General features: G+C 70.6%; 16 protein-coding genes. 12 read left to right on the top strand and 4 right to left on the bottom strand.

The features are described from left to right. The first annotated feature begins 23 nt into the window (after nucleotides 1-23). Together ASF44_RS21200 and ASF44_RS21195 are read left to right on the top strand one after the other, a co-directional pair. Nucleotides 24-809, top strand: coding sequence for an ABC transporter permease (locus ASF44_RS21200; protein WP_056901449.1), 786 nt, complete (start codon nucleotides 24-26; stop codon nucleotides 807-809). Next, entirely contained in the window at nucleotides 806-1645 is an 840-nt protein-coding gene (locus ASF44_RS21195; protein WP_082524945.1) for an ABC transporter ATP-binding protein, read from the top strand. The genes ASF44_RS21200 and ASF44_RS21195 overlap by 4 nt, the downstream gene beginning before the upstream one ends. Nucleotides 1646-1677: 32 nt before the next feature. Here ASF44_RS21195 and ASF44_RS21190 read toward each other — a convergent pair whose 3' ends face one another. Both ASF44_RS21190 and ASF44_RS21185 read right to left on the bottom strand, forming a co-directional pair. Next, nucleotides 1678-1896 (bottom strand): hypothetical protein, encoded by a 219-nt coding sequence (locus ASF44_RS21190; protein ID WP_056901238.1) that lies wholly within the window; start codon nucleotides 1894-1896, stop codon nucleotides 1678-1680. 149 nt (nucleotides 1897-2045) lie between these two features. After that, nucleotides 2046-2960: a LysR substrate-binding domain-containing protein gene (locus tag ASF44_RS21185; protein ID WP_056901237.1), complete on the bottom strand. Its 915-nt coding sequence runs from the start codon at nucleotides 2958-2960 to the stop codon at nucleotides 2046-2048. A 78-nt stretch (nucleotides 2961-3038) separates the two neighbouring features. On the opposite strand from ASF44_RS21185, the gene leuC reads away from it, so the two are divergent. Genes leuC through ASF44_RS21170 form a run of 3 tightly spaced genes read left to right on the top strand, consistent with a single transcriptional unit; the run spans nucleotide 3039 to nucleotide 6003 of the window. Continuing rightward, the gene (gene leuC, locus ASF44_RS21180; RefSeq protein ID WP_056901236.1) at nucleotides 3039-4451 is read left to right on the top strand and encodes a 3-isopropylmalate dehydratase large subunit; all 1413 of its coding nucleotides are present in this window, start codon (nucleotides 3039-3041) and stop codon (nucleotides 4449-4451) included. Continuing rightward, the gene (gene leuD, locus ASF44_RS21175; protein WP_056901235.1) at nucleotides 4448-5110 is read left to right on the top strand and encodes a 3-isopropylmalate dehydratase small subunit; all 663 of its coding nucleotides are present in this window, start codon (nucleotides 4448-4450) and stop codon (nucleotides 5108-5110) included. The genes leuC and leuD overlap by 4 nt, the downstream gene beginning before the upstream one ends. Next, entirely contained in the window at nucleotides 5107-6003 is an 897-nt protein-coding gene (locus tag ASF44_RS21170; RefSeq protein WP_056901234.1) for an alpha/beta fold hydrolase, read from the top strand. Before leuD ends, ASF44_RS21170 begins: the two co-directional genes overlap by 4 nt. Nucleotides 6004-6007: 4 nt before the next feature. Here ASF44_RS21170 and ASF44_RS21165 read toward each other — a convergent pair whose 3' ends face one another. After that, nucleotides 6008-6934, bottom strand: a complete 927-nt coding sequence (locus tag ASF44_RS21165) for an EamA family transporter (protein WP_056901447.1) — start codon at nucleotides 6932-6934, stop codon at nucleotides 6008-6010. Between the two features lie 130 nt (nucleotides 6935-7064). Here ASF44_RS21165 and ASF44_RS21160 point away from each other — a divergent pair, with 130 nt between their 5' ends. Beyond that, nucleotides 7065-7901, top strand: a complete 837-nt coding sequence (locus ASF44_RS21160) for a zinc-dependent peptidase (protein WP_056901233.1) — start codon at nucleotides 7065-7067, stop codon at nucleotides 7899-7901. Here the strand turns inward: ASF44_RS21160 and ASF44_RS21155 are convergent. Continuing rightward, entirely contained in the window at nucleotides 7874-9841 is a 1968-nt protein-coding gene (locus ASF44_RS21155; protein WP_056901232.1) for an ABC transporter ATP-binding protein/permease, read from the bottom strand. The genes ASF44_RS21160 and ASF44_RS21155 overlap by 28 nt on opposite strands. A gap of 71 nt (nucleotides 9842-9912) precedes the next feature. Between ASF44_RS21155 and ASF44_RS21150 the strand changes: the two genes are divergently transcribed. From ASF44_RS21150 to ASF44_RS21125, 6 genes are all read left to right on the top strand, one after another. Then, a complete protein-coding gene (locus ASF44_RS21150; protein WP_056901231.1) occupies nucleotides 9913-10338 on the top strand; it encodes an acyl-CoA thioesterase in 426 nt (141 codons plus the stop codon). A gap of 108 nt (nucleotides 10339-10446) precedes the next feature. Then, complete coding sequence (locus ASF44_RS21145) at nucleotides 10447-11322, top strand: branched-chain amino acid ABC transporter permease (RefSeq protein WP_056901230.1); 876 nt, start codon at nucleotides 10447-10449, stop codon at nucleotides 11320-11322. A 12-nt stretch (nucleotides 11323-11334) separates the two neighbouring features. Further along, complete coding sequence (locus ASF44_RS21140; protein ID WP_056901229.1) at nucleotides 11335-12411, top strand: branched-chain amino acid ABC transporter permease; 1077 nt, start codon at nucleotides 11335-11337, stop codon at nucleotides 12409-12411. Continuing rightward, nucleotides 12408-13208: an ABC transporter ATP-binding protein gene (locus tag ASF44_RS21135; protein WP_056901228.1), complete on the top strand. Its 801-nt coding sequence runs from the start codon at nucleotides 12408-12410 to the stop codon at nucleotides 13206-13208. Before ASF44_RS21140 ends, ASF44_RS21135 begins: the two co-directional genes overlap by 4 nt. Continuing rightward, nucleotides 13205-14002, top strand: coding sequence for an ABC transporter ATP-binding protein (locus ASF44_RS21130; protein ID WP_056901227.1), 798 nt, complete (start codon nucleotides 13205-13207; stop codon nucleotides 14000-14002). The genes ASF44_RS21135 and ASF44_RS21130 overlap by 4 nt, the downstream gene beginning before the upstream one ends. Before the next feature lie 2 nt (nucleotides 14003-14004). Continuing rightward, complete coding sequence (locus tag ASF44_RS21125; protein ID WP_056901226.1) at nucleotides 14005-15861, top strand: long-chain fatty acid--CoA ligase; 1857 nt, start codon at nucleotides 14005-14007, stop codon at nucleotides 15859-15861. Nucleotides 15862-15886: the final 25 nt, after the last annotated feature.

Raw genomic sequence — 15886 nt, 5'->3', positions numbered from 1 at the left:
GCGGCACCGTCGAACGTGCCGAGCTGGCCACGCTGGCGCCGCTCAAGCCGCAGGCCGCCGGCCGCTGGCGTGGGTGGGTGCTGCCGGTGGCGGCCATCGCGCTGTGGTGGCTGGCCGCGCGCCTGGAGCTCGTGAACTCGGCGCTGCTGGTCGCACCCGGCAAGGTGCTGGCCACGGCCTGGGAGCAGGTCGAGACCGGGCGGCTGTGGCGCGCGCTGTCGGCCAGCCTGGCGCGCGAGGCCACGGGCTTTCTGATCGGCACGCTGGGCGGGCTGGTGCTGGGCGCGTTCCTGGGCCTGTCGCCGCTGTTCAACCGCATCGTCGGGCCGAGCTTCAACACCTTCAAGCAGATCTCGCTGTTCGCCTGGATCCCGCTGATCTCGGTCTGGTTCGGTCTGGGCGATGTGGCCAAGGTGGTGTTCCTATCGCTGGCTGCACTGGTGCCGGTGGTGGTCAACACCTGTGACGGCATCCGCACCACGCCCAAGCCCTTGCTGGAGGTGGCGCGCGTCTATGGCTTCACGCGTTGGCAGACCGTCACCCAGGTGGTGCTGCCGGCCGCGCTGCCGGCCATCTTCACGGGCGTGTACCTGGCGCTGATCTACTCGTGGCTGGCCACCATCGGCGCCGAGTACCTGCTGGTGGCCGGCCGCGGCATCGGCAACACGCTGGTCGAGGGCAGCGAGCATTTCCGCATGGACCTGGTGCTGTTCGGCATGGTGGTCATCGGTGCGGTGGGTTGGGGCATGAACGCCAGTGCACGCGCATTGGAACGGCGGCTCGGCCGCTGGTTGGGGAGAACATCTTGAGCGACACGGTCATTTCCGCGAACGAACTGCACATCCGCGGCCTGGGCAAGCGCTACGCCAGCACGCAGGCGGAGGGCGGCGAGCTGCAGGTGCTGCAGGACATCGACCTGCACGTGCCGGCCGGGCGCTTCGTCAGCATCGTCGGCGCCAGCGGCTGCGGAAAGTCCACGCTGCTGCGCCTGGTGCTGGGCCTGGACGACCAGTACGAGGGCCGCATCGAACTCGACGGCCAGGCGATCTCGGGCACCGGCCCGGAGCGCGGCATCGTGTTCCAGGACCACCGGCTGTTCCCCTGGCTCAACGTGGAGCAGAACATCGCGGTCGGCCTGCGCAATGCGCCGCTGACGCCGGCCGAGAAACGCGAGCGCGTGGCCGAGCATGTGGCGCTGGTGGGACTGGAGGGCTTCGAGCAATCGTGGCCGCACCAGATCTCGGGCGGTATGGCGCAACGCGTGGCCATCGCGCGCGGCCTCGTGAACCGGCCGCGCGTGCTGTTGCTGGACGAGCCCTTCGGCGCGCTCGACGCGCTGACGCGATCGCGGCTGCAGAACGAGCTGCAGCGCATCTGGCAGGCCGAGCGCATCACCATGCTGCTGGTCACGCACGACGTGGAGGAGGCGGTGTTCCTGGGCGATCGCGTGGTGGTGATGCAGCCGCACCCGGGGCGCATCCGCCGCATCGTCGACGTGGACCTGCCGCACCCGCGCCACCGCAGCGACCCGCGCTTCATCGCGCTGCGCGACGACGTGCTGGCCGACTTCCTGGAGCCCGGTGCGCTGGCGGTGGAGCGGCCGCCGGTGCCGGTCGGCCCGGGCGGCTGGCGGCTGGCCTGGTGAGCGCTGCCGGCGGCAGTGCCGGCACCTGACAGTCAGCGGCGCGCCTTGCGCTTGGCGGCTGGTTTCGCCGCCGGCTTGGCCGTGGCGCCGGTCCAGAAGTCCAGCACGCTGCGGGTCGCTTCCGTCTGCGTGGTGGCCAGCTGCCGCTTGGTGGCTGCCGTCGCCTGGCCACGCGCACTTCCCACGGCCTTGTTGGCTGCGCTGAGCCACATGCTCATCATGGGGTTCTTCTTCGTCCAGGGATTGCGCATGGGATGCTTTCGGGGTGGGGAGACACACCGGCCAGCATCTGCGCAAAGAGGCCGCGAGGCGCCGGGCCGCAACGCCGTGTCGGCGTGGTTCTCCGCCTACGCGGGGCGGCGCGCCGTCCGTTGCCGTGCGGCGACTGGCGGGCGTGCACTCACCAGCCACCGTCGCCATCGCGGCGGTGGGGCTCGAACGCCGCGAGCAGGAAATCCACGAGTGCACGTGTCTTGGCCGACAAGTGGCTGCGCGTGGGAAACACGGCGTGCACATCGGCGGCCGGCAGGGCCCATTCCGCCAGCACCGGCCGCAGCCGGCCCGAGCGCAGCAGCGGTGCCACTTCCCAGAGCGAACGCATCAGGATGCCGTGGCCGTCCAGCGCCCAGCCCACCACGCTCTCGCCGTCGTTGGCCGCCAGCGGGCCGCGCACCTTGACCTTCTCCGCCCGCCCGCCGCACTGCAGCTGCCAGGTGCCGAAGGTCTCGTCGTGCTCGCGGATGAACAGGCAGGCGTGGCGCGCCAGTTCGCGCGGATGCGCTGGCGTGCCGGCCGCGGCCAGGTAGGCGGCCGAGGCGCACAGCACGCGCCTGTTGCGCGCGAGCAGCCGCGCGGTGAGGTTGGAGTCGGGCAGTTCACCGAGCCGGATCTGCAGGTCCAGGCCCTGGCCGACCAGGTCGACCGGCCGGTCCGTCAGTTGCAGCTGCAGCTCGACGGCCGGGAACTGGCGGGCGAAGCCGGACAGCGCGGGCGCAATGTGCTTGCGGCCGAAGCCCAGCGTGGCGGCCACGCGCAGCAGGCCGGCCGGCTTCTCGCTGCTGCCGGAGACGGCCCGCTCCAGCGCTTCCAGGTCGGCCAGCACGCGCGCGCCTTCGACGAGGTACATCTCGCCCTCGGGCGTGAGGCCGATGCGCCGCGTGGTCCGCTGCAGCAGGCGCACGCCGAGCCGGCGCTCGATGGCGGCCAGCCGCTTGCTGACCGCGGCCGGCGTGTTGCCCAGCTCCTGGGCGGCCCCCGTGAAGTTGCCGGCCTTGACCAGCTGCGAGAAGAAGGCGAGGTCGGTGATCGCGCTCATTGGTGAGTTTCCGGTAATGAAACCTGTGATGGCGGTGCGCATTATTGTTCCGGAGCTCAGCAGTACGATGGCCGGGCCATGCACCCACGCACCCTTTACCGCAAGCTCGTCGACAGCCACACCGTGGCCGCGCTCGACGACGAGAACATCCTGCTGTTCTGTGACCTGCACCTCATGAACGAGTACACCAGCCCGCAGGCCTTCGCGGGCCTGGCCGAGCAGGGCCGCGGCGTGGCCATGCCGGGCCAGAACGTGGCCGTCGTGAGCCACATCATCCCCACGCACCCGGGCCGGGTCCGCGTGATCGCCGACGCCGCGTCGGCGCTGCAGGCCAGCAACCTGCACCACAACTGCACGCGCTTCGGCATCCCGCTGTTCGACACCAACGATGCGCTGCAGGGCATCGAGCACGTCATCGCGCCCGAGCACGGCATGGTCCGCCCCGGCATGGTCATCATCTGCGGCGACAGCCACACCACGACCTACGGCGCGCTCGGTGCCCTGGGCTTCGGCATCGGCACCACCGAGGTCGAGCATGTGCTGGCCACGCAGACGCTGGCCTACCGCGTCGCGCGCAGCATGCACATCCGCATCGACGGCGAACTGCCCGCGGGCAGCACGGCCAAGGACCTGGTGCTGGCCGTGATCGGCCGCATCGGCGCGCAGGGCGCGCGCGGCTGCGTGGTCGAGTACGGCGGCAGCGCCGTCGATGCGCTGTCCATCGAGGCCCGCTTCACGCTGTGCAACATGACCGTGGAGGCCGGCGCGCGCGGCGCGCTGGTGGCACCGGACGGCAAGGCCATCGACTACGTGCTGGCCCGCGCACCCGAGCTGGCCGCGCACCGCGCGGCGGCGCTCGCGGCCTGGCAGGAGCTGCGCACCGACGCGGGCGCCGTCTTCGACGTGGAGCACCGCTTGAACGCCCGCCAGATCGCGCCGCAGGTGAGCTGGGGCACCAGCCCCGACCAAGTGGTGCCCGTCGACGGCCATGTGCCGCAGCTGGCGGACCTGCCGGCAGGCCCCGCGCGCAGCAGCGCGCAGCGTGCCATGGCCTATGCCCGGCTGCCGGCCGGCGCGGCCATCGCCGGCACCCCCATCCAGCACGTGTTCATCGGCTCGTGCACCAACGGGCGCATCGAGGACCTGCGCGCGGCGGCTGGCGTCGCGCGCGGCCGCCAGGTGGCCGCCGGCGTGCGGGCCATGGTCGTGCCGGGTTCGGGCGCCGTGAAGGCGGCAGCCGAGGCCGAGGGGCTGGACCGGGTGTTCCTGGCGGCCGGCTTCGAGTGGCGCAATCCGGGGTGCTCCATGTGCCTGGCCATGAACGACGACGTGCTGGCCGAGGGCGTGCGCTGCGCATCCACGACCAACCGCAACTTCGAAGGGCGCCAGGGCCGCGGCGCCATCACCCACCTCATGGGACCGGCCATGGCCGCGGCGGCGGCCGTGACGGGCCGCATCACCGATGTCCGCACCTTGGAGCTTCTGGCATGACCGCACACCTTCGCATCCAGGGCCGCGCGGCCGCGTTGCGCACCGAGAACCTGGACACCGACCAGATCATGCCCAAGCAGTTCCTGCGCGGCATCGACAAGTCGGGCCTGAAGGAAGGCCTGCTGTACGACCTGCGCTTCGACGCGCAGGGCCGGCCGCGGCCGGACTGCGTGCTGAACCGGGCCGACGATGCAGGCGTGACGGTGCTGGTCGGCGGCTCCAACTTCGGCTGCGGTTCCAGCCGCGAGCATGCCGTCTGGGGGCTGCAGCAGTTCGGCATCCAGGCCATCGTGGCGCCCAGCTTCGCCGAGATCTTCCACGCCAACGCCATGAACAACCGGCTGCTGCTGGTGGCGCTGCCACCCGCGCAGGTCGCGCAGCTCATGGACGACGCGGACGACCCGGCGGCCAACGCCGTCGACATCGACGTGGCCGCGCAGACCCTTGCCAGCCGCAGCGTGCGGGCCCGCTTCGACCTGCTGCCGCGGCACCGGCGCATGTTCCTCGAAGGGCTGGACAGCATCGGCCTGTCGCTGACCTACCGCGCGCAGACCGAGGCCTTCGCGCAGCGGCACTGGGCGCAGCAGCCCTGGCTGCGCGATGTGGCATCGCGCACGCGCCAGCGGCTGGATGGCGGCGTCGCTAGGATCGCACCATGAACGACACCCCCCTGTTCCCGGGCTTCCGTCCGCACCTGGCCGAGGTCGGCGAGGGCATCCACATCCACGCGGAGGTGGGCGGCGACGGCCCGCCGCTGCTCCTGCTGCACGGCCACCCGCAGACGCACGCGATCTGGCACAAGGTGGCGCCGCAGCTGGCCGAGCGTTTCACGCTGGTGCTGGCCGACCTGCGTGGCTACGGCGGCTCGTCCAGGCCGGCCGGCGATGCCGACCACGCCAACTACAGCAAGCGCACGATGGCGCGCGACATGCTGCGGCTCATGCAGTCGCTGGGCCATGCGCGCTTCGATGTGCTGGCGCATGACCGTGGCGCACGCGTGGCGCACCGGCTCGCGGTCGACCATGCCGCTGCCTTGCGCCGCCTGGTGCTGCTGGACATCGCGCCCACGCTGGCCATGTACGAGCAGACCACGGAGGCCTTCGCGCGCGCCTACTGGCACTGGTTCTTCCTGATCCAGCCCGCGCCGCTGCCCGAGCGGCTGATCGAGGCCGACCCGGGCGCCTACCTGCGCGATGTGATGGGCCGGCGCAGTGCGGGGCTGGCACCGTTCGATCCGCGTGCACTGGCCGCCTACGAGGCCGGCCTGCGCCAACCGGGTGCGGCCCATGGCCTGTGCGAGGACTACCGCGCCTCGGCCGGCATCGACCTGGAGCACGACCGCGCCGACCGCTCGGCCGGCCGCAAGCTCACGGTGCCGCTGCTGGCGCTGTGGGGCCAAGAGGGCGTGGTGCAGCGCTGCTTCGATCCGCTGGCCGAATGGCAGCGCGTGGCCGACGACGTGCGCGGCCGGCCGCTGCCCTGCGGCCACTACATCGCCGAAGAGGCGCCGCAGGCGCTGCTGGACGCGGTGCTGCCGTTCCTGGCGCCGTGACCGGCTACAGCTGCAGGCAGATCCCCACCAGCCCCAGCAGCACCAGCGCCAGGCCCCAGCGTTCGCCCGCGCGCAGCTTCTCGCGGAAGATGCGGCGCGACACCAGCAGGCTGAAGAACACCTCGACCAGGCCCAGCGTGCGCACGTCGGCAGCGGGCTGGATCGCCATGGCCGTGAACCAGCCGATCGAGGCCAGCGCGCCCATGGCACCGGCCAGGATGGACACGCGCCACACGCGCGCCGTGGTGGCCAGGGCCACCGGATCGCGCGCCGCGAGCCAGCCGCCCAGCAGCAGGCTTTGCAGCAGCTGCGCCCACAGCACACCCCAGCCACCGATCAGCCAGGGCGCCACGTCGGTCATGGACAGCGCCGCACCGCGAAAGCCCACCGCCGACAGCGCGAAGCACGCGCCCGAGGCCACGCCGTAGAGCACGGCCTGGCTGCCGCCGCTGGCCGCCGTGCCGCCCGAAGCACCCACCCGGGCCGGCAGCGACAGCAGCACCACGCCCAGCGTGGCCAGCAGCATGGCCAGCGCGGCCAGCCAGGTCGGCACCTCGTGCAGGAACAGCGTGGAGAACAGCGCCACCTGCAGCACCTCGGTCTTGGAGAACGCCACGCCGACGATGAAGTTGCGCTGCTGCATGGCCTTGAGCAGGCAGGCCGTGGCCAGCAGCTGGGCCACGGCGCCCACGGCGACCCAGCCGAAGTAGCCGGCATGGAAACTGGGCACCTGCCGGCCCGACAGCTGCTGCGCCAGCGCCACGAACAGCAGCGCGAACGGCAGCCCGTACAGGAAGCGCGCCAGCGTGGCGGAAAGCAGGCCGGCCTGGCCCACCAGGCTGCGCTGGGCCGCGTTGCGCACGGTCTGCGCCAGCGCGGCGGCCAGCGTGATCGGGATCCAGGCCCAGGCGGGAAGAAGGGGGATGTCCATGGTGGGCCGGCGAGCGTAGCGCAGAACCCGCGGGCCCATGCCTCGTGCTTGGCGATGCGGGCCATCGCTCCAAAGCTTGAAATGCGCGCCCGCGCCTCCAGCTGCGCAGATCCAAGTCCTTGCGCCACCGATGCCCACGCTGTCCCAGTCCCTGTTCGGCGCCGTCCTGCTCGGCGCGCTGCTGGCCGTGCTGGGCATTGCGCTGGCCCCGGCCTGGCGGGCCTGGCGCCGCCGGGCGCTGGCGCGCCAGCCGTTTCCCGCGCCCTGGCGCCGCGTGCTGGCGCGGCATGTGCCCCAGGTGCGGCGGCTGCCGGCCGACCTGCAGCTCCGGCTCAAGCAGCGCATGCAGGTGTTCATCGCCGAGAAGCCCTTCATCGGCTGCAATGGCCTGGTGGTGACCGAGGCCATGCGCGTGGTGGTGGCGGCCCAGGCCTGCCTGCTGCTGCTGGGGCGGCCCGACGGGCATTTCGACAACCTGCGCCAGGTGCTGCTGTACCCGGGCGCCTTCCTGGTCGAGCGGGTGCAGCACAGTGCCGGCGGCGTGCTGCGCGACGAGCGCCAGGTGCTGGCCGGCGAATCCTGGTCGCAGGGCCAGGTGGTGCTGTCATGGGACGACGTGCTGGCCGGCGCCGCCGATCCCGCGGACGGCCGCAACGTGGTGGTGCACGAGTTCGCGCACCAGCTCGACCAGGCCGATGGCCAGTCCAACGGCGCGCCGCCGCTGCCGCGCGGCATGAGCGCGGCGCGCTGGACGCGCGTGCTGCAGGCCGAGTTCGACCAGCTGCAGCGGCAACTGGCGGCGGGCGAGGCCAACCTGCTGGGCGACTACGCGGCGACCAACCCGGCCGAGTTCTTCGCGGTGGCGTCCGAGGTGTTCTTCGAGCAGGGGCCGCAGCTGGCGGCCGGGCGCCCGGCGCTGTACGCCGAGCTGCAGACGTTCTACGGCGTCGATCCGACAGCCTGGTGAGCGTCGCCGGCCTGCGCCGGCTCGTTCTGCTGCAACGCCCACATGCGCGCATAGCGCCCGCCGGCCGCCAGCAGCTCGGCGTGCGTGCCGCGCTCGGCGATGCGGCCAGCCTCCATGACCAGGATCTCGTGCGCATCGACCACCGTGGACAGCCGGTGCGCGATGACCAGCGTGGTGCGCCCGCGCGCCACCGACTGCAGCTCGGCCTGGATCGCCCGCTCGTTGGCCGAGTCGAGCGCCGAGGTGGCTTCGTCGAAGATCAGGATCGGCGGGTCCTTGAGCAGCGCGCGCGCGATGGCCACGCGCTGCTTCTCGCCGCCCGAGAGCTTCAGTCCCCGCTCGCCCACCATGCTCTGGTAGCCCAGGGGCATGGCCGCGATGAAATCGTGGATGCGCGCAGCGCGTGCCACAGCCTCGATCTCGGCCTGGCTCGCGCCGGGCCGGCCGTAGCCGATGTTGTAGGCGATGGTGTCGTTGAACAGCACCGTGTCCTGCGGCACGATGCCGATGGCCTGGCGCACGCTGGCCTGCGTGACGGCGCGGATGTCCTGCCCGGCGATGCGGATGCTGCCGCCGCCGGCGCCGGGCCGCCCCAGGCCGGCGGCAGCCTCAGCGGAGGGCCGCGCACCAGGGGCCGCGGGCACGCGTGGGGGCAGCGGGCTGATGTCGTAGAAGCGGAACAGCAGCCGCGCCAGCGTGCTCTTGCCCGAGCCCGAAGGGCCGACCACGGCGACGGTCTTGCCGTCCGGGATCTCCAGGCTCACGCCGTGCAGGATGGGCCGGGCCGGGTCGTAGGCGAAATCGACGTTCTCGAAGCGGATGCCGCTGCCGCGCGTGGTGTCCAGCGGCAGCGCGCCGGGCGCGTCGGCGATCTCGCGCTCGCGCTCCATCAGCGTGAACATCTTGTCCAGGTCGGTCAAGTTCTGCTTGATCTCGCGGTACAGCACGCCCAGGAAGTTGAGCGGGATGTACAGCTGGATCATGAAGGCGTTGACCATGACCAGGTCGCCCAGCGTCATGCGGCCTTCCACCACGCCCTGGGTGGCGCGCCAGAGCATCAGCACCAGTGCCACGGCGATGATGAGCTGCTGCCCGGTGTTGAGCATGGACAGCGTGCTCTGGCTCTTGAGCCGCGCGCGGCGCAGCCGTTCCAGGCTCTCGTCGTAGCGGCCGGCCTCGTAGCGTTCGTTGCCGAAGTACTTGACGGTCTCGTAGTTCAGCAGCGAATCGATGGCGCGCGTGTGGGCGGTGGAATCGAACTCGTTGACCTGCTTGCGGAACTGCGTGCGCCACTCGGTCACCGTCACCGTGAAGGTGATGTACAGCACCAGCGCGGCCAGCGTGATCCAGGCGAACCAGGCATCGAACTTCACGGCCAGGATGGAGAGCACCAGCGCCACCTCGACCAGCGTGGGCACGATGCTGTAGAGCGAATAGGAGATCAGCGACTCGATGCCGCGCACGCCGCGCTCGATGTCGCGCGTCATGCCGCCGGTCTGGCGTTCCAGGTGGAAGCGCAGCGACAGCGCATGCAGATGCTCGAAGGTCTGCAGCGCGATGGTGCGCGCCGTGCCCTGCGTGGCCTTGGAGAACACCAAGTCGCGCAGTTCGGCGAACAGCGAGGTCGACAGGCGCAGCAGGCCGTAGGCCAGCAGCAGCCCCAGCGGCACGACCAGGATCGCGGCCGGGTCGCCGGGCTTGATCGTCATCGCGTCGATGAGGTTCTTGAGCAGCACCGGCACGCCCACGTTGGCGAACTTGGCGCCCAGCATGAAGGCCAGCGCGAACACCACGCGCCACTTGTACTGCCACAGGTAGGGCAGCAGGCGGCGCAGGGTGGCCCAGTCCGAGCGGGGTGGGGCGGCAGGGGCCGCAGGCGCGGCGGGCGCGTTCGGGGCGTTCGGGGCGTTTGGGGGCGTGGCGGGGGCGTAGGAGCGCATGGGGGGCTGGCAGACTCGCGGACTCGCGGACAATGGAAGGCGTCGTTCTCGTTCTGCGGAGATTGTCCCGGATGTCCACCGATCCAAGCGCCCCCGTCCACCTGCCCACCGACATGGAGCTGGTGCTCAAGGTCATTCCCATGCCCGCGGACACCAATGGCAACGGCGACATCTTCGGCGGCTGGGTCATGGCCCAGGTCGACCTGGCCGGCGGCGTGCTGCCGGCGCGGCTCATCGTCGGCAAGTTCGCCACCGTGGCCGTCAACGAGTTCATCTTCAAGCAGCCCGTGCGCGTGGGCGACCTGCTGTCGTTCTTCGCCGCCATCACGCGCGTGGGCAAGACCTCGGTCACGGTGCAGGTGGAGGTCTACGCCGAACGCCGGCACGCCGAGCAGCGCTACGTGAAGGTGACCGAGGCGCGGCTGACCTACGTGGCCATCGGCGACGACGGACGCCCGCGCCTGGTGCAGCCCACGGCGGCCCCAGTGCCCGACTGACCCAGGCAAACCCCTAGACCGGGCTCCGTGGCCCGGCACATGCGGAACAACCCTGAGCGCCGTTGCCCCCGGCGCGGCTATAAACCCGGCACAACAAACGGGGGCCGGGTGCAGTTTCTCCAACTGGTGATCAGTGGCATCGCGCAGGGCTGCATCTATGGCCTGATCGCGCTCGGCTTCGTTCTCATCTACAAGGCCACGGAAACCGTGAGCTTCGCGCAGGGCGAGCTCATGATGCTGGGCGCGTTCGGCGGCTTCGCCGCGATGACCTGGCTGGGCCTGTCGTTCTGGGTGGCGGTGCTGTGCGCGGTGGTGGCCGTGGCCCTGCTGGGCATGCTGCTCGAACGCGTGGTGGTGCGGCCCATCCTGGGCCAGCCGGCCTTCTCCATCGTCATGCTGACCATCGGCATCGGCTACGTGGCGCGTGGCCTGGTCACCATGGTGCCCGGCATCGGCACCGAGACGCACACGCTGCCCGTGCCCTACAAGGACGAGATCTACCGGCTGGGCGGGCTCGTGCTCAACGCCGAGCAGCTGGTCGTGATCGCGGCCACGGGCGCACTGTGCGCCGTGCTGTTCGCGCTGTTCCGCTACAGCAAGCTGGGCATCGCCATGCAGGCGTCTTCGCAGAACCAACTGGCGGCCTACTACATGGGCATTCCGGTGCGCCGGCTCAACGGCCTGGTCTGGGGGCTGGCGGCGGCGGTGGCGGCGCTGGCCGGCCTGCTGCTGGCGCCCATCACCTTCGTGCACGCCAACATGGGCTTCATCGGGCTCAAGGCCTTTCCGGCGGCCGTGGTCGGCGGCTTCGGCAGCCTGCCCGGCGCCATCGTGGGGGGCGTGCTGATCGGCGTGGTGGAGTCGCTGGCCGGCTTCTACCTGCCCGACGGCTTCAAGGACACGGCCGCCTACATCGTCGTGCTGCTGATGCTCATGGTGCGGCCCAACGGCCTGTTCGGCGAACGCCTGCGCAAGAAAGTCTGAGGGCCCGGCACGATGCGCTTTCTCTTCAAGACCGGCTATGCCCAGGACATCGCCCTGGCCAAGCACGAGGGCCACCGCTTCTGGTATGGCCTGCTGCTCGTGGCCATGCTGCTTGCGCCGCTGGCCCTGCCCGAGTACTGGCTGGCGCAGCTGACCTTCGTGCTGATCTACGGCATCGCCGGCCTGGGGCTGATGCTGCTGTCGGGCTTCACGGGCCAGTTCTCGCTGGGGCATGCGGCCTTCCTGGGCGTGGGCGCCTACACCCAGGGCGTGCTGACCAACCTGGGCTGGCCGTTTCCGCTGGCCATGGCCATGGCGACCGTGCTGGCGGCGGCGGTGGGCGTGGTGGTGGGGCTGCCGGCGCTGCGCGTGAAGGGCATCTACCTGGGCATGGCCACGCTGGCCTTCGGCGTGATCGTCGAGGAGGTTCTGGCGCGCTGGGAGAGCGTGACCGGCGGCAACGCCGGGCTGCACATGAAGGCGCCGGCCATCGGCAGCTACAAGCTCGACAGCGGCGAGGGCTTCTACTTCCTGTGCCTGGCGCTGGCGGTGCTGGCCACGTTGGCCATCCTGAACCTGCTGCGCGCGCCGACCGGGCGGGCCTTCGTCGCGATCCGCGATTCCGAGGTGTCGGCGCAGAGCATGGGCATCCACCTGGCGCGCTACAAGACGCTGTCGTTCGCGCTGTCGGCGGCGCTGGCCGGACTGGCCGGGGCGCTGTACGCGCACAAGATCAGCTTCCTGTCGCCCGACCAGTTCAGCGTGCTGCAGTCCATCGACCTGTTGCTGATGGTGGTGATCGGCGGCCTGGGCTCGGTGCACGGCGCCTTCCTGGGGGCGGTGTTCCTGATCGCCATGCCGCAGCTGATCGCGCTGGGCAAGGGCTACCTGCCCGAGGCCATCGGCATGGCGCCCGGCCTGCAGGGCTTCGTCTACGGCCTGGTGCTGATCGTGTTCGTGCTGTTCGAGCCGCTGGGCCTGTATGGGCGCTGGCTCAAGATCCGCACCTACTTCGCGATGTTCCCGTTCTACCGCAAGGGCATGTTCAAGCGGCAGAAGTCGTTCCAGAAGTCGGAGCGCCTGAAATGAGCGCGGTACCGCTGCTGCAGGTCAAGGAGGTCGGCATGCGCTTCGGTGGCGTGCTGGCCGTCAACCGCGTCGGCTTCGAGGTGCACGAGGGCGAGGTGTTCACCCTGATCGGCCCCAACGGCGCGGGCAAGACCACGGTGTTCAACCTGATCAGCCTCATCTACACGCCGACCGCGGGCGAGATCCTGTACCGCGGCGAATCGCTGACGGCGCAGCCCGCGCACCGCATCGCCGCGCTGGGCATCGCGCGCACCTTCCAGAACATCGAGCTGTTCGAGCACGCCACCGTGCTGCACAACCTGCTGATCGGCCGCCACACGCACCGGCAGACCGGCTTGTGGGGCGACCTGCTGTTCACGCCGCGCGCGCGGCGGGCCGAGCTCGATGCGCGCGAGAAGGTCGAGCGCGTGATCGACCTGCTGGACCTGCAGCACCACCGCGATTCCATGGTGGCCGGCCTGCCCTACGGTGTGCGCAAGGTGGTGGAGCTGGCGCGCGCGCTGTGCACCGAGCCCCGGCTGCTGCTGCTGGACGAGCCCTCTTCAGGCCTCAACGTGGAGGAGACCGACGACATGGCCTTCTGGATCCAGGACATCCGCGACGAGCTGGGCGTGACCGTGCTGATGGTGGAGCACGACATGTCGCTCGTGTCCAAGGTGTCCGACCGCGTGCTGGCCATGAACCAGGGCGAGGTGCTGGCGCTGGGCACGCCGGCCGAGGTGCAGGCCGATCCTGCGGTGGTGGAGGCCTACCTGGGCTCCGTCGACGACGTTGCGACGCTGAGGCGAGCAGCATGAGTGAGGTTCCACCCCCCGTCAGCGATCAACCCGTCCTGAAGCTGCTGAACGTGGAGAGCGCGTACGGGCCGATCAAGGCCATCCGCGGCGTGAGCCTGCAGGTGCGGCGCGGCGAGATCTCCACCGTGCTGGGCAGCAACGGCGCGGGCAAGACCACCATCCTGAAGACCATCTCGGGCATCCTCGATCCGCGCAAGGGTTCGATCGAATTCAAGGGCGAGGACATCACGGCGCAAGACCCCGCCTTGATCGTGCGCCTGGGCCTGTCGCACGTGCCCGAGGGCCGCGAGGTGTTCCCGCTGCTGAGCGTCCGCGACAACCTGGCCATGGGCGCCTACACGCGCAGCGACCGCGACGGCGTGGCGCGCGACCTGGAGGCGGTGTTCGGCTACTTTCCCATCCTGCGCGAGCGCGCGGCGCAGGACGCCGGCCTGCTGTCGGGCGGCCAGCAGCAGATGCTGGCGATCTCGCGCGCGCTGATGGCCGCGCCCGACCTGATCCTGCTGGACGAGCCCAGCCTGGGCCTGTCGCCCAAGCTGACCAAGGAAATCTTCGAGATCGTGGTGCGCATCAACCGCGAGCGCGGCACCACCTTCCTGCTGGTCGAGCAGAACGCCAACATGGCGCTGAACGTGGCCGACTACGGCTACGTGCTGGAGAACGGCCGCATCGTGCTGGAAGACACCTGTGCCCGGCTGCGCGAGAAGGACGACATCAAAGAGTTCTACCTCGGCATGAAGGAAGCCGGCGTGCGCGGCGAGCGGCGCTGGAAGAAAAAGAAGAACTGGCGGTAAGGATGGCAAACCTCTGGGACCTGTCGCACATCCAGTCACGCACCGACATCATGGTGCCGGGCGAGACCATTTCCGCCATGTTCTGGGCTGCCGTCGCCCAGCGCGGCCCCGAGACCTGGCTGCGCCAGAAGGCGCTCGGCATCTGGCGCAGCCACAGCTGGGCCGACGTGGCGCAGGGCGTGCGCGAGATCGGCCACGGCCTGCTGGACCTGGGCTTCGCGCCGGGCGACACGGCCTCCATCCTGTCCAACACCGTGGTCGACTGGGTGCTGGCCGACCTCGCCGTGCTGTGCGCCGGCGGCGTGGCCAACGGCATCTACCCGACCGATGCGGCCAGCCAGGTGCACTACCTGTGCGAGGACTCGCGCACGCGCGTGCTGTTCGTGGAGGACGACGAGCAGCTCGACAAGGCGCTGCAGGTGCGCGCGCAGCTGCCCCACCTGGCCCAGATCGTGGTGTTCGACATGGAAGGCCTGCGCGGCCTGGACGACCCCGATGTGCTGAGCCTGGCGGCGCTGCGCGCGCGCGGCCGTGCCCATGCCGCGGCCCACCCCGGCCTGCTGGAGCAGCGCTCGGCCGCGTGCCGGCCCGAAGACCTGGCCATCCTGGTCTACACCTCGGGCACCACCGGCAAGCCCAAGGGCGCCATGCACAGCCACCGCGCGCTGGTGTACGCCGCGCGCGGCTACAACACGCTGGTGGCGCAGGACGCGACGGACGAGCGCATGTGCTTCCTGCCGCTGTGCCACATCGCCGAGCGCATGGGCGGCGAATACTCGGCGCTGTACACGGGCGCCAAGCTCAACTTCGTCGAGAACCCGGAGACCGTGCCCGAGAACGTGCGCGAGATCGCGCCCACCGTGTTCACGGCCGTGCCGCGGGTCTGGGAGAAGTTCTACTCGGGCGTGACGATCGCGCTCAAGGACGCCAGCCGGCTGCAGCAGGCCGCCTACGGCTGGAGCATCGCCGTGGGCCAGCGCATCGCCGACGACGTGCTGGCCGGCCGGCCCGTGGCCTCTGGCGACAAGCTGCGCTTCCGCCTGGCACGCTGGCTGGCGCTGGACAACGTGCGCAAGCTGATCGGCATCCACCGCGCGCGCTACCTCGTGACGGGCGCGGCGCCGATCTCGCCCGACCTGGTGCGCTGGTACCTCGCGCTGGGCGTGCCCATGCTGGAGGTCTGGGGCATGACCGAGACCTGCGGCGCCGCCACCGGTGTGCCGGCCGCGCGCATGAAGCCCGGCTCCATCGGCCCGGCCGCGGGCTTCAACGAAGTGCGGCTGGACCCGGCCACGGGCGAGATCCTGGTGCGCGGCCCCAACGTGTTCATGGGCTACCTGAACCTTCCCGAGAAGACCGCCGAGGCCATCGACGCCGAGGGTTGGCTGCACACCGGCGACGTGGGCACGGTGGACGCCGAGGGCTACTTCCGCATCATCGACCGCATGAAGGACGTGATCATCACGGCCGGCGGCAAGAACATCACGCCCAGCGAGCTGGAGAACGAACTCAAGTTCTCGCCCTACATCACCGACGCGGTGGTGATCGGCGACCGCCGGCCCTACCTCACGGCCATCGTGATGGTCGACCAGGAGAACGTGGAGAAGTTCGCCCAGGACGCCGACGTGCCGTTCAGCAACTACGCCAGCCTGACGCGCGCGCCCGAGGTGCTGGCGCTGATCCAGCGCGAGTTCGACCGCGTCAACGCCAAGTTCGCGCGCGTGGAGCAGATCAAGAAGTTCTTCCTGCTCGAGACGCAGCTCAGCGCCGAGGACGAGGAACTGACCCCGACCATGAAGCTCAAGCGCAAGCTCGTGGAGAAGAAATACGCCGAGCGCATCGAGGCCCTGTACCACTGACGGCTGCCAACGCCGCTGAACGCTT

Source organism: Pseudorhodoferax sp. Leaf274, from assembly GCF_001422445.1.
GTDB lineage: Bacteria > Pseudomonadota > Gammaproteobacteria > Burkholderiales > Burkholderiaceae_C > Pseudorhodoferax.
The sequence above is the reverse complement of the archived record's forward strand: the minus strand, read 5'-3'. Positions and strand labels throughout refer to the sequence as shown.

Coding starts and splice junctions, on each gene's coding strand:
- ASF44_RS21185 (WP_056901237.1), bottom strand. CDS start 2,960: ATGAGCGCGATCACCGACCTCGCCTTCTTCTCGCAGCTGGTCAAGGCC.
- leuC (WP_056901236.1), top strand. CDS start 3,039: ATGCACCCACGCACCCTTTACCGCAAGCTCGTCGACAGCCACACCGTG.
- ASF44_RS21140 (WP_056901229.1), top strand. CDS start 11,335: ATGCGCTTTCTCTTCAAGACCGGCTATGCCCAGGACATCGCCCTGGCC.
- ASF44_RS21130 (WP_056901227.1), top strand. CDS start 13,205: ATGAGTGAGGTTCCACCCCCCGTCAGCGATCAACCCGTCCTGAAGCTG.
- ASF44_RS21190 (WP_056901238.1), bottom strand. CDS start 1,896: ATGCGCAATCCCTGGACGAAGAAGAACCCCATGATGAGCATGTGGCTC.
- ASF44_RS21155 (WP_056901232.1), bottom strand. CDS start 9,841: ATGCGCTCCTACGCCCCCGCCACGCCCCCAAACGCCCCGAACGCCCCG.
- leuD (WP_056901235.1), top strand. CDS start 4,448: ATGACCGCACACCTTCGCATCCAGGGCCGCGCGGCCGCGTTGCGCACC.
- ASF44_RS21160 (WP_056901233.1), top strand. CDS start 7,065: ATGCCCACGCTGTCCCAGTCCCTGTTCGGCGCCGTCCTGCTCGGCGCG.
- ASF44_RS21125 (WP_056901226.1), top strand. CDS start 14,005: ATGGCAAACCTCTGGGACCTGTCGCACATCCAGTCACGCACCGACATC.
- ASF44_RS21165 (WP_056901447.1), bottom strand. CDS start 6,934: ATGGACATCCCCCTTCTTCCCGCCTGGGCCTGGATCCCGATCACGCTG.
- ASF44_RS21150 (WP_056901231.1), top strand. CDS start 9,913: ATGTCCACCGATCCAAGCGCCCCCGTCCACCTGCCCACCGACATGGAG.
- ASF44_RS21170 (WP_056901234.1), top strand. CDS start 5,107: ATGAACGACACCCCCCTGTTCCCGGGCTTCCGTCCGCACCTGGCCGAG.
- ASF44_RS21135 (WP_056901228.1), top strand. CDS start 12,408: ATGAGCGCGGTACCGCTGCTGCAGGTCAAGGAGGTCGGCATGCGCTTC.